General features: G+C 67.7%; 15 protein-coding genes. 7 read left to right on the forward strand and 8 right to left on the reverse strand.

Features of this window, described 5'->3' with window-relative positions:
• The first annotated feature begins 541 nt into the window (after window positions 1–541).
• The gene (locus BR31_RS29065) at window positions 542–1,012 is read left to right on the forward strand and encodes a hypothetical protein (RefSeq protein WP_081830545.1); all 471 of its coding nucleotides are present in this window, start codon (window positions 542–544) and stop codon (window positions 1,010–1,012) included.
• Window positions 1,013–1,334: 322 nt separating this feature from the next.
• Here the strand turns inward: BR31_RS29065 and dnaB are convergent, their stop codons facing one another.
• The 5 genes from dnaB to rpsF form a co-directional block, all read right to left on the reverse strand.
• On the reverse strand, window positions 1,335–2,723 hold the full coding sequence (gene dnaB, locus BR31_RS0117415) for a replicative DNA helicase (RefSeq protein ID WP_027502093.1): 1,389 nt from the start codon (window positions 2,721–2,723) through the stop codon (window positions 1,335–1,337).
• Window positions 2,724–3,259: 536 nt separating this feature from the next.
• Window positions 3,260–3,715 carry a 50S ribosomal protein L9 gene (gene rplI, locus BR31_RS0117420; protein WP_027502094.1) on the reverse strand — a complete coding sequence of 152 codons (456 nt, stop codon included), beginning with the start codon at window positions 3,713–3,715 and terminating at the stop codon, window positions 3,260–3,262.
• Between the two features lie 13 nt (window positions 3,716–3,728).
• A complete protein-coding gene (gene rpsR / locus BR31_RS0117425; RefSeq protein ID WP_027502095.1) occupies window positions 3,729–3,971 on the reverse strand; it encodes a 30S ribosomal protein S18 in 243 nt (80 codons plus the stop codon).
• Window positions 3,972–4,035: 64 nt separating this feature from the next.
• On the reverse strand, window positions 4,036–4,560 hold the full coding sequence (locus tag BR31_RS0117430) for a single-stranded DNA-binding protein (protein WP_027502096.1): 525 nt from the start codon (window positions 4,558–4,560) through the stop codon (window positions 4,036–4,038).
• Between the two features lie 65 nt (window positions 4,561–4,625).
• Window positions 4,626–4,913 (reverse strand): 30S ribosomal protein S6, encoded by a 288-nt coding sequence (rpsF, locus tag BR31_RS0117435; RefSeq protein ID WP_027502097.1) that lies wholly within the window; start codon window positions 4,911–4,913, stop codon window positions 4,626–4,628.
• 187 nt (window positions 4,914–5,100) lie between these two features.
• Here rpsF and BR31_RS29070 point away from each other — a divergent pair, with 187 nt between their 5' ends.
• Together BR31_RS29070 and BR31_RS0117445 are read left to right on the forward strand one after the other, a co-directional pair.
• Window positions 5,101–6,483 (forward strand): glycosyltransferase family 87 protein, encoded by a 1,383-nt coding sequence (locus BR31_RS29070; protein WP_081830546.1) that lies wholly within the window; start codon window positions 5,101–5,103, stop codon window positions 6,481–6,483.
• Window positions 6,480–7,064 (forward strand): GNAT family N-acetyltransferase, encoded by a 585-nt coding sequence (locus BR31_RS0117445; RefSeq protein ID WP_027502098.1) that lies wholly within the window; start codon window positions 6,480–6,482, stop codon window positions 7,062–7,064. Before BR31_RS29070 ends, BR31_RS0117445 begins: the two co-directional genes overlap by 4 nt.
• On the opposite strand, the gene BR31_RS0117450 is transcribed toward BR31_RS0117445, so the two are convergent.
• From BR31_RS0117450 to BR31_RS0117460, 3 genes are all read right to left on the reverse strand, one after another.
• On the reverse strand, window positions 7,054–8,616 hold the full coding sequence (locus BR31_RS0117450) for a glycosyltransferase family 87 protein (protein ID WP_027502099.1): 1,563 nt from the start codon (window positions 8,614–8,616) through the stop codon (window positions 7,054–7,056). The two genes, BR31_RS0117445 and BR31_RS0117450, sit on opposite strands and share 11 nt — an antisense overlap.
• Window positions 8,617–8,715: 99 nt before the next feature.
• Window positions 8,716–11,328, reverse strand: coding sequence for a transglycosylase domain-containing protein (locus tag BR31_RS0117455; RefSeq protein WP_442970222.1), 2,613 nt, complete (start codon window positions 11,326–11,328; stop codon window positions 8,716–8,718).
• An 87-nt stretch (window positions 11,329–11,415) separates the two neighbouring features.
• A complete protein-coding gene (locus tag BR31_RS0117460) occupies window positions 11,416–11,844 on the reverse strand; it encodes a DUF5318 domain-containing protein (RefSeq protein WP_027502101.1) in 429 nt (142 codons plus the stop codon).
• Between the two features lie 201 nt (window positions 11,845–12,045).
• Here BR31_RS0117460 and BR31_RS0117465 point away from each other — a divergent pair, with 201 nt between their 5' ends.
• The 4 genes from BR31_RS0117465 to BR31_RS0117480 all read left to right on the forward strand — a co-directional run bounded on the left by BR31_RS0117465 (window position 12,046) and on the right by BR31_RS0117480 (window position 15,506).
• Window positions 12,046–12,918 carry a DUF1707 SHOCT-like domain-containing protein gene (locus BR31_RS0117465; RefSeq protein ID WP_051637520.1) on the forward strand — a complete coding sequence of 291 codons (873 nt, stop codon included), beginning with the start codon at window positions 12,046–12,048 and terminating at the stop codon, window positions 12,916–12,918.
• Window positions 12,919–12,942: 24 nt separating this feature from the next.
• Entirely contained in the window at window positions 12,943–13,731 is a 789-nt protein-coding gene (locus tag BR31_RS0117470; RefSeq protein WP_027502103.1) for a DUF1707 SHOCT-like domain-containing protein, read from the forward strand.
• Window positions 13,732–13,858: 127 nt separating this feature from the next.
• A complete protein-coding gene (locus tag BR31_RS0117475; protein WP_027502104.1) occupies window positions 13,859–14,419 on the forward strand; it encodes a PadR family transcriptional regulator in 561 nt (186 codons plus the stop codon).
• Complete coding sequence (locus BR31_RS0117480; RefSeq protein ID WP_027502105.1) at window positions 14,412–15,506, forward strand: inositol-3-phosphate synthase; 1,095 nt, start codon at window positions 14,412–14,414, stop codon at window positions 15,504–15,506. Before BR31_RS0117475 ends, BR31_RS0117480 begins: the two co-directional genes overlap by 8 nt.
• Window position 15,507: the final 1 nt, after the last annotated feature.

Here is a 15,507-nt window from a genome sequence, read left to right on the forward strand (position 1 = left end):
GACCGGCGGGCATCGCGCTAAACCGCCCGTCACTCATCCTCACTGTCAACCTCGAGCCGGTCCTTCGCTCGCCTCTATCTGGACCGACCAGGGCAAATGAGGTCCTCGTCCCCCAGGATCACGCCGTATGCCGGCCAGTTCTCAGGCGCGCTGGTACCCGGCGCTGGAGAGGGAACACAGGATCGGGTCCCAACAACACTTATTAGCTGTTTTTGTCGAGATGCAGCGAGGATTCGCAGGACACGCTGCTCCACTTTGACGGATTCCGGGCGTGTCGCGCTTTGTCGCTGATGTGGGTCGTGCGATGCCGTCCGGTGCAGTGTGGGACAGCGGCGTTTTCCTGTTGTGCTGTCGGCGCGAAGGACAGTGGCCGCCCACCTCGGTCGGGGTGAGCGGCCACTGCGCGTTGGGCGTCCGGTCAGTCGCGCGACACCCTAAGCGTCGTCGTGGATGCTGACGACGCGGTAGGGAAGTCAGACACGCTCGCACCGCGCAGGTGAACCGCAAACAATAGTCGGCGACGAAGAAGGGCGGTTTAATTATGGGAATCTTCTTGAAGATCACTTATGATTCACAAGGCGGGAAAACGGCAGAAAAGGCCACTACAAACCAGAACATCCTGGATGGCGTTCTCAACAGCCTGAATGACTACGCCTGGCAGGATCGAATTGCTCCCCAATTGCGGAACCTTGATTCCCAGTTCAGTCACATTGCACTCGGCCTGATCCTGCGGTTCTATCACAAGATCAATGTCGAGAAGGGCAACCTGAGGTCGCTTGCTCGGTATATCAAGAAGGACGACAAGCTTCTGGTCGATCAGATACTCGTCGTAGACGAGTATGAGAATCTATCGGAGAGGGAGACGAGGACACAGCTTTGCGACGATATCGTGAATCATCTCGAGCAAGCCCTCATGAGGTACAAAGACCGCTTCCAAGACTTTGATGCCGTTGCGTTCATTCCGTTGCTCAGAGAAAGATTTGAAGAGATCAAGCAGCAAGGAAATCGCTAGCCGCCGTGACCAACACCGCCCGTGGCGTGATGATCGAAGCCGCCGCCCGAGAAACGTACGAGGACGCCGCCGTCGACGCCTTGACCTAGCTCGACTGGGAAGGACTGGGGCAGGGCAGGAAGTGTGGCGCGAGGCTGTGATCACTGTCGTCGACGCGATCCTCGCCGCGCTCCCAATCGAGTACCGGTGCATCCTGATAGTCGGCCATTGATCCCGAGTCTGGGCGCTGAACGGAGCGCAGCGTAGGACGTGGCCCCTTCGCGTCCTGCCTAGTTAATCCAGCGTCGCGCTTCGCTAATCTTCGCTGCATCTCGACATTTGGCTAACCCCGCGCCATGTCCACGAACCGCGAGTAGTGCAGCTGGTGCGCGACGGTGATGGTGGCCGTCGGACCGCCACGGTGCTTGCCGAGGATGATGTCCGCTTCGCCGCCGCGCGGGTCGTCTCGCTCGAAGGCGTCAGGCCGGTGCAGCAGCATGACCATGTCCGCGTCCTGCTCGAGCGAGCCGGACTCGCGGAGGTCGGACACCATGGGGCGCTTGTCGGTTCGCTGCTCGGGACCACGGTTGAGCTGACAGATCGCGACCACCGGGACCTCGAGCTCCTTGGCCAGCAGCTTGAGGCTTCGGGAGAACTCGGAGACCTCCTGCTGACGCGATTCGACCTTCTTGCCGGACGACATCAGCTGCAGGTAGTCGAGCACGATCAGCTTGATGTCGTGCTTCTGCTTGAGCCGGCGCGCCTTGGCCCGGATCTCCATCATGGTCAGGTTGGGGGAGTCGTCGATGAACAGCGGGGCCTCGCTGATCTCGCTCATCCGCCGTGCCAGCCGGGTCCAGTCGTCGTCGTTCATCTTGCCGGACTTCATGTCGGAGAGCTTGATCTTCGCCTCCGCCGACAGCAGGCGCATGACGATCTCGGTCTTTCCCATCTCGAGGGAGAAGATGACGCTGGCCATGCCGTGCTTGATCGAGCACGACCGCATGAAGTCCATGCCGATGGTCGATTTACCGACGCCGGGACGGGCCGCGACGATGATCATCTGCCCCGGGTGCAGGCCGTTGGTGACCTCGTCGAGCTCGGTGAATCCGGTGGGCACGCCGAGCGAGAGGCCGCCGCGGCTGGCGATGGAGTCGATCTCGTCCATCGTCGGCTGCAGCAGCTCCTCGAGCGGCACGAAGTCGTCGTTGGTCCGGCGCTCGGTGACGTCGTAGACCTCGGCCTGGGCGCGGTCGACCACCTCGGCCACGTCCTGGCCCTCGGACCCGGCGTAGCCGTACTGCACGATCCGGGTGCCTGCCTCGACCAGGCGGCGCAGGATCGACTTCTCCGCGACGATCTCGGCGTAATAGCCGGCGTTCGCGGCGGTCGGCACCGTCTGGGTGAGCGTCACCAGGTACGGCGCGCCGCCCACCCGGCGCAGGTCGCCGCGACGCTCCAGCTCCGCCGACACGGTCACGGGGTCGGCGGGCTCGCCGCGGGCGTACAGGTCCAGGATCGCGTCGTAGACGTTCTGATGCGCCGGCCGGTAGAAGTCGCCTGGCCGCAGCCGCTCGAGCACGTCCGCGATCGCGTCCTTGCTCAGCAGCATGCCGCCGAGCACCGACTGCTCGGCCGCCATGTCCTGCGGGGGCTGGCGCCCGAAATCCTCGCGGGGCGGCTCAGCCGGCTCCGAGTAGTCCGAGTGACCACGATCGTCGACAACCGCCACGCGATAACCGTCCTCTCCCGCAAACCTCGACGCCCGGTCGGCCTCGCCGTCCGGTACGTCCACGCAATACATACGCGCCCGGACCGACAGGTTGATCCCGACCCCCGGAATCGGGGTCCGGCACAGCCGCCGCAGGACGCGCGCGCACGACGTTAGGCATCCGGACCCGCTCGTTCAACACGGACTGTGTACACAACTGTGGATGAATTGTGGAATCCGCAGTTGGCCAGTGTTAGCGCCCTGGGGACAACCTGAGGATAACTGCGTAACTACTTCCCATCTGCGCTGGTCATCGTACCTTTTGTTATTCACACACCTGTGGATGAAAATACTTTCGGCGTGTCCCACGGGTTGGGCATCCGGGCGTGTTGCCGAAACGCACCGACCTCGCAATATGAGTTGCATCACAGTGATCGATCACACGAACTGGACGCTTGTCTAGGGATCGATCACAAAGGGCGGAAAGTTATCCACAAACGACTCGGGGCCCCGCGGACCTATGGTCTGCGGGGCCCCGAGGGCGAACGTGGGTCGGACTAGCCGGCGACCACGTTCAGGTGGAACTTGGCAACGACGTCGGGGTGCAGGTTCACAACCACGGCGTGCTTGCCGGTCGCCTTGATGTGCGACTTCGGCAGCTCGAGGCTGCGCTTGTCGACAACCGGGCCACCGGCGGCCTTGATGGCACCGGCAACGTCGGCGGCGGTGACCGAGCCGAACAGCTTGCCCGAGTCGCCGGCCGTCTTGACGGTCAGCGAGACGCTCTCGAGGCCCTCGATCGCGGCCTTGATCTCCTTGGCGTGGTCGAGTCCGCGCACGGCGCGGGCTTCCTGCGCACGGCGGATGCCTTCGACCTGCTTCTCGGCGCCACGGGTGGCGACGATCGCGAGACCGCGGGGCAGCAGGTAGTTACGGCCGTAACCGTCCTTGACCTCAACGGTGTCGCCGGGCGCACCGAGGTTGTCCACGTCTGCAGTGAGGATCAGCTTCATGTCTTCCCTTTCCTTAGCGAGCCGTCGAGACGTAAGGAAGCAGAGCGACCTCACGCGAGTTCTTCACGGCAACGGCCACGTCCCGCTGGTGCTGGACGCAGTTGCCGGTGACACGGCGCGCGCGGATCTTGCCGCGGTCGCTGACGTACTTACGCAGCAGCGTCGTGTCCTTGTAGTTGATCTGCGTGTTCTTCTCTTTACAGAAGGAGCAGACCTTCTTCTTCATCACCTTGTCGCGCAACGGCGGCTTCGGCATTGTCTTTCTCCGTACTTTCAATGTTCGTTCGCATCAGATCCCGGCGCTGTCGCCAGTACGGGGATCAGAACGGGGGTTCGTCGTTTCCACCACCGGAGCCACCGAACGAGCCGGACGACTGCGGGGCGCTGCCCCACGGGTCGTCGCCGCCGGAGCTAGCAGCCGGGCGTCCGCCGCCCGAACCGCCCGAGGAACCGAACCCTCCGCCGCCTCCGCCGCCACCGCGGCTGGCCTTGTTGACCTTGGCCGTGGCGTACTTGAGCGAGGGGCCGATCTCGTCGACCTCGAGTTCCATGACAGTGCGCTTCTCGCCCTCGCGAGTCTCGTAGGACCGCTGCTTGAGCCGTCCACTCACGATCACCCGAGAACCGCGAGTCAGGGACTCGGCAACGTTCTCCGCGGCCTCACGCCAGATGTTGCAGCGCATGAAGAGCGCCTCGCCGTCTTTCCATTCATTGGTCTGACGGTCGAAGGTGCGGGGCGTCGATGCGACCGTGAAGTTCGCAACCGCGGCCCCCGCGGGGGTGAATCGAAGCTCGGGATCAGCCGTCAAGTTTCCGATGACGGTGATCACGGTGTCGCCTGCCATGTGGGTTCCTCCTGCAGTGTGTGGAATCCTGTTGCGCCGAGCCTAGGGCTACGCGCAGACAGAAATCACTTGTTGTGGCGCAGAACCTTGGTGCGGAGCACCGACTCGTTCAGGCCGAGCTGACGATCCAGCTCGTTCACGGTGGCAGGGGTTGCGTTGATGTCGATCACCGCGTAGATGCCTTCGCTGTGCTTGGCGATCTCGTAGGCGAGACGACGCTTACCCCAAACGTCGACCTTGTCGACACTGCCGCCGTCCTGGCGAACAACATTGAGGAACGTATCCAGCGACGGGGCGACGGTGCGCTCGTCCAGGCTGGGGTCAAGGATGACCATCAATTCGTAATGACGCATAAGACCTCATCACCTCCTATGGACTAGTGAAACGGCCACGGACTATCCGTGACAGGAGGGTCGTTGCGTCAGCAACCCATGCAGGTTACACGAGCGGCCCCTGACCTGCGAAATCGCTCTTGCCCGGGGGACAGCCGCGGGGCCGGATGGATCCCCTCTCGCGGCCGGGAGCACCTAGGCTGAACCCATGCGGACGCGCGCCAAGGCAGGGACACCGGTGGTGGCGGTCACCGTGACGCTGCTGTGTGGGCTCACCCTCGCCCTCGGCTACCTGAACAAGGCCAGGTGTGCGGGCGCCCCGTTCGCCGAGAACGGCCGCAGCCTCGTTTTCGACCGGCTCAAGGACAGCAACTTCTGCTATTCCGACATCCAGTTCCTCTGGCTCGGCCGCGACATCGACAACCACGTCTTCCCCTATCTCACGGGCGGCATCACGCCCGACGGACTGCTCACCGGCGGCACCGTCGAGTACCCCGTGCTCAGCGGGCTGCTGATGTGGCTCGGCGGGATCGGCGCGCACAACGACGCCGAGTTCCTGATGAACTCGGCGCTGATCCTGGTCCCGTTCGGGCTCGCCACCGCGTGGATGCTGGGCCGGCTCGCGGGCTGGCCCGCGCTGCTGTGGGCGGCCGCCCCGCCGCTGGTCCTGTACGCCTTCCACAACTGGGAACTGCCGGTCGTCGCGGCCGCAACCGCGGCGATCTTCGTGGTCGTGTACTTCCAGCGGGTCCCGCTGCGCACCAGGGCGATCGGCGCCGCGGTCCTGCTCGCGATCGGCCTGTGCCTGAAGATCTACCCTGGCGCCTTCGTGCTGCCGCTGATGGCCTTCGTGTTCACCGGCGGCACCGATGGCTCCGAGCTGCCCGCCTCGGTGCGGGGCCGGTTCGACCCGAAGGGCGCGCTGATGGTGGCCGCCGCTGCGGCGGGCACGGTGATCGCGATCAACCTGCCGTTCGCGATCGCCGGCTACCCCGGCTGGCTCGCCTCGTTCACCTTCCAGTCCGCCCGCCAGGCCGACATCACCACCAACTCGATCTGGTACTGGGGGGTGCTGCGCCTGTTCGACGGCGTCGAGGGCCAGGACAGCGCCTACGCGACCTTCGTCGGCGTGGCCTCGCCGCTGCTCATCGCCGCGTCGTTCGCGCTGGCGCTCTGGCTCGGCTGGGGCCGGTACCGCCGGGAGGGCAGCTACCCGTGGATCGCGGTGAGCGCCGCGATGCTGTGCGGCTTCATGCTCTTGCACAAGGTGCACTCGCCGCAGTACACGCTGTGGCTCATCCCCTTCCTGGTGCTCCTGCGGGTGCCGTGGGCGCTGATCGGGGGCTACCTGCTCGCGGATCTGGCGATGGGGATCGGGGTGTTCCGCTACTTCTACGAGCTAGCGACCGGATCGGACGCGGCCGTGATGGAGTTCGTGGTGCAGTTCGGCGTCTGGGGCCGCGCGGCGCTGTTGGTGGTGCTGTTCTTCGTCTTCCTCCGCGCCGGCCCGCGGTGGGAGGCCGGGGGCGGCGAGGCGGGTCCACGGCACGCAGCCGGTCACCGGGATCCGGCCCTGACGGCGGCGTCATGAAGGGCCCCTGGTTCGAACAGCCAACGCTCACCGGCGATTACGTCCGCCTCGAGCCGCTCACCCTCGCGCACGCCGAGGACCTGTACCGGGCCGCCGACGATCCGACGCTGTTCCGCTGGACCTGGCGTCCGATCGAAAGCGTCTCGGACGCAACCGAATACATCACCCACGCGCTCGACGACCCGCAGCGGCTGGCGTACGTCCAGATCGACGCCGCGACCGGTGTGGTGGTGGGCACCACCTCGTACTACCAGATCGACCCGCTGCACCAGTCGCTCGCGATCGGCTACACCTGGCTCTCCCGCTCTGCCCAGGGCGGCCGGATCAACCCGGAGGCCAAGCTGCTCTTGCTGCGCCGGGCCTTCGAGGATCTCGGCGCGGTCCGGGTCGAGTGGCATACCGACGAGCTCAACGCGCACTCGCGCGGCGCGATCGCCAAGCTGGGCGCCGAGTTCGAGGGGCTGCTTCGCAAGCACCGCCGACGCCTGGACGGAAGTTGGCGGAACACAGCGCTTTTCTCGATGATCGACGATGACTGGCCGCTCGCCCGCACCCAGCTCGAGGCGCGGATCAGCGAATAGCCGGCGCCTCGGACCACGCCTGCGTGCCCCGCTCCCGCGGCCGCAGCCAGGCGGGCAACCACCCCGGCGGTCGGTCCGGGGCGCCGTCGAGGACGCCGCCGACCGGATCGTCCACCCCGCCGCCGCGCACCAGGTCCAGCTCCGGGCGGCGGATCTGCCGGATCACCAGCACACACAGCGCGACGACCGCGAGGTCCCTGACGATCACCGTCGCCGTGAACCACTGCTCGGGCAGGCCCTTGTTCTGGACGCCAAGGTAGTAGTACATCCGCGGCACCCAGACGAGGGCATCGATCGTCATCCACGCCAACAGGATTCGACGGTGGGGCAGCGCGAGCACCGCCAGCGGGACCAGCCAGAGCGAGTACTGCGGACTCCACACCTTGTTGGTGAGCAGGAAGGCCGCGATCACCAGGAAGCACAGCTGCGCGACTCGGGGCCTGCGGGCGGCGGTCAACGCCAGGTACCCGATGCCCACGCAGGTGGCGGCGAACAGCATGAACGACACGGTGTTCAGATTCGTCGGGGTCTCGCCGGCGGCCAGCGGACCGTCGAAACCGCGCCAGCCGGTGAACGAGGTGATCACGTTGTAGATCGAGTCCGGGTCGGCGCCGCGCTCGGAGTTGAGCCGGAAGAACTCCCGCCAGCCGGCCGGGAACAGCAGCGCGATGGGCAGATTCACCACCAGCCAGGCCGCGGCCGCGCCCGCCACGGCCTGCCACCACGGCCGCATCCGACCGGCCCGCAGGCACAGCACCAGCAGCGGACCGAGCAGCAACAGCGGGTACATCTTGGTGGCGCCGCCGAGACCGAGCAGCACGCCTGCCAGCACCGGCCGCCTTCGCGCCCAGCCGAGCAGGCCGCCCGCCGCGAAGGCCGTCGCCAGCGGGTCGAAATTGGTGAACGCGTGCACCACCACCAAGGGGGACACCGCGACAAGCGCGGCGTCCCAGACGCGCCTGCCCGCCAGCAGCACCGTCGCCCAGACCGTGACCAGCCACGCCAGCGACAACCCGAGCGCGACCACGTTGAAGTAGAGGACCACCTGCAGCGCCCCCGGCAGCCAGGAGACCGCGTCCCAGGCCTTCGCGACTTTCATCGAGCCGTACTGGTAGAGCCCCGCGAGCACCGGATACTCCATGTACCGCTGCTGCGTCGACCCGTCGCCTGCCTTCTCCTCCCAGGACTTCTTGTACGGGAAGGCGCCCTCGTCGAGCCGCTCCGCGCCGTACAGCGGCACCGTGTCCGAGTAACACAGCGCGGTGTACTGGCGGCTGCCGCTCCAGTCGAGGCCGAGCGCGCCGTCCGGCCCATTCGGGGCCTGCTGCAGGCACGCCGCCTTGGTGGACCAGCCGAGGGCGAGGAAGACGACCGCCAGCAGCAGGATCACCCGCAGCGGGGTGAGGAACCGGGACCTGCCGATCAGCGCGTGCCGCCCGACCGGTCCACCGATGACCCCGCTGAGCTCGGCCACCACCGGATCGGTGCGGCCGGGCAGATCCCGGTCCACCACGGACCGGCAGTCGTCCGCGAGCGGCCCCGGCGAGGCGATGACCGCGCCGCCCGCAAGCCCCCGCGATGGAGCCTGCGGAACGACGGTCACGGTGCTGTCGTCAGGTTGCTCGGCCACCCCGGTGACGTTACCGACCGGCTATCGGTTCGGCCGGATGGGCGCTCCCTGCGGGCTGCCCTGCGCGTTGCCCGCCTGGCCAAGCCCCTCCTCCTCGGCGTCGATCTCCTCCTGCGTCGGCTGACCCGGCGACGGACCGGGGTCGACCGTCGCGGGCGGTGTGGTCGGCTTCGGCGCCAGACCCGGCAGCGGGATCGTCACGCCGGGCAGGACCTCCACCTGGCGCGGGGTGATGATGACCGGCGGCAGCGTCAGTCCCGGCGCGGGCGTCGGGCTCGGCGTGGCGGACGTGGTCTTCGGCGGCACGTACGGCGCGGTGTACGCGGGCACGCCCGCCTGGCCACCGATCGCCTCGGGCTTCGGGAAGGACTCGACGTCAGTGCCCTCCAGGGCACCGTCCATGGCGTCCTTCCAGATGTCGGACGGGAGCCCCGAGCCGTACATCAGCCCGCCGTAGCTGTTCTGCAGCGGCAGGCCCTGCTCGGTGCCCACCCAGACGGCGGTGGACAGCGACGGGGTGTAGCCGACCATCCAGGCGTCCTTGTTCTCGCCGGTGTCGCCGAGCTGCGCGGTTCCGGTCTTCGCGGCGGACGGGCGCCCACCGGCCAGGCCGTGGTTGCGGGAGTAGGCCGCGATCGGTTGGAGGGCGGAGGTGACGTTGTCGGCGACCGCCGGCTTCAGCCGGGCCTCACCCGCCGTCGCGGGCCCGCGATCGAGCAGCACGGTGCCGTCGCCGGTCACGACCTTCTGCACGAAGTGCGGCGCGCGGTAGACCCCGGAGGCCGCAAGCGTGGCATACGAGGACGCCATGTCGATCACCCGGGACTGGTACTGACCCAACACGATTCCGTACTCGGAGGACCCGTTCGGTTCCTGCAGGGTGGTGCCCTCGACGACCCCCGGGATCTCCTCGGGGATGCCGGCCTTGTGCGCGATGTCCGCGATCTTCTCCGGGCCGTTCTCGATTGACATCATCTGCCGGTAGAAGCTGGTGTTCAGCGAGCGCTTGGTCGCCTCCGCGATGGTGCAGGTGCCGCAGGACTGGCCCTCGGCGTTGTTGATGGTGACGCCGCCGAGCTTGAGGGGGCTGCTGTCGTACATCTTCGACAGCGGGATGCCCTCGTTCAGCGCAGACGCGAGGCCGAACACCTTGAACGACGAACCGGTCTGCAGCCCGGACTGGGCGAAGTCGAAGCCGGCGCCGTCGGAGCCTCCGTAGTAGGCCTTCACCCCGCCGGTCTTCGGGTCCACCGACACCACGGCGGTGCGCAGGTTGGTGTCCTCGCCCTCCATGTTGCTGGTGACCGCGTCGACGACGGCCTGCTGGGCCTGCTGGTCGATGGTGGTGGTGATCTGCAGTCCCTCGGTGTTCAGGACCTGCTCGTTGATGCCGTTCGCGGCGAGTTCCTTGATCACTTGGCTGCGGATCAGGCCCTCGGGCCCCTTCGCCGAGCTGCCGTTGTCGATCTCGGACTGCAGGATCGTGTGCGGGTACTTGGCGGCCGCCCGCTCGCCCGCGCCGAGCGTGTTCGCGCTCACCATGCCGTCGAGGACGTAGTTCCACCGGGTCTCGGCGCCGGTCGGGTTCGACTCCGGGTCGAGCAGCGACGGCAGCTGGATGCTCGCCGCGAGCACGGCGCCCTCCTCGACCGTGAGCTCCTCGACCGGCTTGTTGAAGTAGGCCTTCGACGCGGCCGCGATGCCGTACGCGCCGCGACCGAAGTAGATGGTGTTCAGGTAGGCGGCGAGGATGTCGTCCTTGGACCACTGCCGGGCCATCTTCGAGGAGAGGACGAGTTCGCGCATCTTGCGGGTGAGCGCGCGCTCGTTGCCGACCAGCGCGTTCTTCACGTATTGCTGGGTGATCGTGGAGCCACCGCCCGCGTCTTCCCTGCCGAGCACGTTGTCGCGCAGGGCCCTGGCGAAGCCGGAAACGGAGAACCCGGGGTTGGTGTAGAAGTCCCGATCCTCGGCCGAGAGCACGGCGTTGCGCACGTGCGGCGGGATCTGATCGATGGTGACGTCGGTCCGGTTGCCCTCCGGCGGGACGATCGTGCTGAGCACGGAGGTGCCGTCGCTGTTGTAGATCGTCGCGACCTGGTTCGTCTTGATGTCGCCGGGCTTGGGCACGTCGGCGGTCGTGTAGGCGACCATGAACGTCAGCAGCGGTACCACCAGCCCGATGGCGACGAGGCTGATCACCGTGCGGCGGATGATCTTCCAGCGCTTCGAGGTGCCCTTCTTCGGCGGCTTCGGCGGCTGACCGCCGGACGAGCCGCCCCTCGCCTTCGGCGGCGGGCCGGCCGGGGGACGGCCGCCGGGTCCGTTGCCGCCACCCGGCGCGGTGCGGGGCGCGGCGGGCCGCTGAGCCTGCGGGCGCTGAGCCTGGGGCCGCTGCGCGGCGGGGCGGGGCGCCTGGCCGCGCGCGGCGTAGTTGGGCTGCGCCTGGTTCGGTGGCGGGTATCCGGGGGCCTGGTTCGGCCGCGGCGGCGCGCCCTGCGGGTACCCGGGCGCCTGGTTGGGCCGGGGCTGCGGATATCCGGGTTGAGCGTTCGGCTGTGAGTACCCCGGAGGCCTGCCGCCCGGTGGCGGGCCACTCGGCCGTTGCTGTCCGGCGGGTCGACCACCCTGCATGTTGTCGTAGGGGGAACTCACGTAGGAATCTCCAGTGCTCACGTAGACACGGCTGTGTCAGTTACATCGTTCGGCGGGGTGGTGCTCTCACTCACTCGCAATGCGGCGACTCGGCGCGCGCGCACCCGAGGGGCGGCGCGCCCGTTTCGGGGCCGGGGCCGCTCCGAGCACATACGACTGCACCAGGTGGTTCCAACTGCAGGTGCGGCACACCTCGACGACGTGGACGGAGAACTCCTCCTGGGTGGTCGCCAGCCGAACCAGCTCCTCCGACGTACGTGCCGAACCCGAGATCGGGCCCAGTCTGTCGCCGAACACCCACGAGACGAGGGTGAGCTGTTCTTTCCTGCAGATCGGACAGGTCGCGTCGGAGCCCCTGCCGTGGAACTTCGCCGCACGCAGCAGGTAGGGACCGGCGTCGCACACCTCGGCGACACCCGTCCGACCGGAGTAGACCTCGGCCAGCAAGGATCGCCGCTGGAGCGCGTAGTCCACCACCTGCCGCTGCAATCGCACGTGACCAGAGTACGTGGGCAATCGTGCGAGGTCTCGGGTTGGCGGCGGCGCGAGCTGCGACACGCCGGACCGACACCCGCGGCGCACCCCGCCCCACCAGTGGCTGCGCCGCGCCCACACCGGTTCGCGAATCGGCACTGTCGATCGCGCCACTTCCCGGCGTTCGGACCCCGCCGCGCGGCGTCTCCTATCATTCCGACCGTGGCCAGCCGCAACACGACCCGAGCTCGAGACATCGACCGCTCGAACACCTGCACGCTGCTCGACGCCGGGTACGGCGAGGGCCAGCTGGACTTCGACGAGCACAAGTCGCGCACGGCCGCGGCCATGTCCGCCAGGACCCTCGGCGAACTGGAGTCCCTGGTCACCGACCTGCAGCTGCCGACAGCCCTCACCGACACGCTCACCGTGACGGACCGGACCTCACCGCCGCGGCAGCTGGCACTGAAGGCCGGCGTCGCGGCCGCCGCCGTGGTGGCGGCCGCGGTGACGCTCGTCATGGTCAACCAGGACGGCCCCGACCCCGCTCCCGCGGCGGCCGCACCGGTGGTCGCGCCGCTCGCGCCGAACCCGCCCGCACCGCCGGCGCCCGGCAAGTACGCCGACATCAAGCCGGTGGTCATCGCGCCGATCGACACCCTCACCGCGGCCGGCATCGAGGAGTTCATCCGCAAGTATCGGGAGAAGTTCGGCGACACCCTCGTCTACGACGTGAGCTTCTTCGGCGACTACGCGAGCATCACGCGGATGGTGCCCGGCCAGCCGGGCAGCGAGCAGGACTTCAGCTTCCGCGGCGGCTTCCAGCCCGACAGCGTGTCCAGCCACTCCGGGAGCGAACCACCGTTCGACCTGGCGAGCGTCAACCTCGGCGCCCTGACGGGCCACCTCCTCGGCGCCGCCGAGTCGGTGCGGGTACCGGGCGGGACGGTCAGCCACATCGGGATGCAGTTCGAGGACGGTGACCCGGTGGTCTCCATCTACGTGAACAACGAGAAGACCGGCGCGAGCGGCTACCTGGAGCTGACTCCCACGGGGGAGGTCACCCGCGTGTCCGCCTACTCGCCCACCCGATAGGCGGCGCACTCCTATGCTCGGCGGGTGCCGAGTAATTCCTCGATGCGCCTGCGCGCCCGTGACACCGACCGCGTCGACGTGTGCGGACTCCTCGATTCCGCCCACGACGACGGCCAGCTCTCCGACTTCGAGCACCGCGACCGCACCAAGGCGGCGATGTCCGCCCGGACCCTCACCGAGCTCGACGCGCTGGTGTCGGACCTGCAGATCCCCGACAAGCTGAAGGGATCGCTGCCGGTCCGGCCTGCCGATCCCGACCGCCGCCGGATCCAGGGCGTGGCCGCGGCCGTCGCGGTCGCCGCCGTGGTCGCGCTCGGCGCCGTCGTGTTCTCCACGATCGGCGACGACGGCGCGGACGCTCCCGACCGCCCCGAGAACGTGCTGTCCGCGCCGGGCCTCGCCCGGATGATCGAGGACCTGCGCGCGCAGTACGGCGACGCGGTGGTCGACGAGGCGACGATCTATCCGGAGTACGCACGGATCCAGCGCGCCGAGCCGGGGGCGCCCGGCATGTACCAGGACATCGACTACCGGGACGGGCTCGAGGAACCTGACTCCCGGACCGGGCGGGACCCCAAGACGGTGCCGGTCGATCTGGCCCGGCTGGACATTCCGGCCGTGGTCGGACTGCTGCTGGGCGCCCCGCAGACCCTGGGCGTGGCCACACCGGATTCGATCCACATGTCCGTCGAGTCTGGGGACGAGGCTCCTGAGGTGTCGATGTACCTGTCCGACGGGCGGGCGGGCACGTCCGGACACCTGACCGCCGGGTTCGACGGCGAGGTCTTCGAGATCCATCCCGCGGACGACTAGTCCGGCCGAACCGCACACCTAAGCGTGACACCTTGTCACACAAACGGGCATTCCCGTACGCTCCTATATATCGGCGCGATATAGTTTGGCGTCGCATCAGTTGGTAAGGGACTCAGGAGGTGCAGTGATGCTCGAACTCGCGATCCTCGGGCTGCTCCTCGAGTCACCCATGCACGGATACGAGCTGCGCAAGCGGCTGACCGGCCTACTGGGCGCGTTCCGCGCCTTCTCCTACGGTTCGCTCTACCCGACGCTGCGCCGCATGCAGACCGACGGGTTGATCGCCGAGGACGCCGGGCCGACGGGCGCCTCCATGCGACGGGCCCGCCGCGTATACGAGCTGACCCCTGCCGGCAGGCAGCGGTTCGCCGAACTGGTCGCCGACACCGGTCCGCAGAACTACACGGACGACGGTTTCGGCGTTCACCTCGCCTTCTTCAGCCGCACCCCCGCCGAGGCGCGGATGCGGATCCTCGAGGGCAGGCGACGTCAGGTCGAGGAGCGCCGCGAGGGGCTCCGCGAGGCCGTCGGGCGGACCACCGGTTCCCTCGACCGCTACACCCGGCAGCTGCATCAGCTCGGTCTCGAATCGAGCGAGCGCGAGGTGCGCTGGCTCAACGAGCTGATCGTGGCCGAACAAACATCGACAGCAGTACCCAAGAAAGAAGGAGAACCCGACCATGGGTGAGAACAGCACCTCGGTGCGCGTGGCCATTGTGGGCGTGGGGAACTGCGCCTCGTCCTTGGTCCAGGGAGTCCACTACTACAAGGACGCCGACGAGACGGCCACCGTGCCTGGCCTGATGCATGTGAAGTTCGGCCAGTACCACGTCCGCGACGTCGAGTTCGTCGCCGCATTCGACGTGGACGCCAAGAAGGTCGGCTTCGACCTCTCCGAGGCGATCCTCGCCAGCGAGAACAACACCATCAAGATCACCGACGTGCCGCCGAGCAACGTCACCGTCCAGCGCGGCCCCACCCTGGACGGCATCGGCAAGTACTACTCCGAGACCATCGAGGTCTCCGACCTCGAGCCGGTCGACGTCGTCGCGGCCCTCAAGGCGGCCAAGGTCGACGTCGTCGTGTCCTACCTCCCGGTGGGCTCCGAGGACGCCGACAAGTTCTACGCCCAGTGCGCGATCGACGCGGGCGCCGCGTTCGTCAACGCGCTGCCCGTGTTCATCGCCTCCGACCCGGAGTGGGCCGCCAAGTTCAAGGACGCCGGCATCCCGATCGTCGGCGACGACATCAAGAGCCAGGTCGGCGCCACCATCACGCACCGCGTGATGGCGAAGCTGTTCGAGGACCGCGGTGTCGTGCTGGACCGCACCTACCAGCTCAACGTCGGCGGCAACATGGACTTCAAGAACATGCTCGAGCGCGAGCGCCTGGAGTCCAAGAAGGTCTCCAAGACGCAGGCCGTCACGTCGAACCTGACCGGTTCGCTCGCGGGCAAGGTCCACGACCGCAACGTCCACATCGGTCCCTCTGACTACGTGGAGTGGCTCGACGACCGCAAGTGGGCGTACGTCCGCCTCGAGGGCCGCGCCTTCGGCGACGCCCCGCTGAACCTGGAGTACAAGCTCGAGGTCTGGGACTCGCCGAACTCCGCAGGCATCATCATCGACGCCGTCCGCGCCGCCAAGATCGCGCTCGACCGCGGCATCGGCGGACCGGTCTACCCGGCCTCGGCCTACCTGATGAAGAGCCCGCCGGTCCAGATGGCCGACGACAAGGCCCGCGCCGAGCTCGAGGCGTTCATCATCGAGGCATAGT

The organism is Rhodococcus sp. UNC363MFTsu5.1, assembly GCF_000686785.1.
Taxonomy (GTDB): domain Bacteria; phylum Actinomycetota; class Actinomycetes; order Mycobacteriales; family Mycobacteriaceae; genus Rhodococcus_G; species Rhodococcus_G maanshanensis.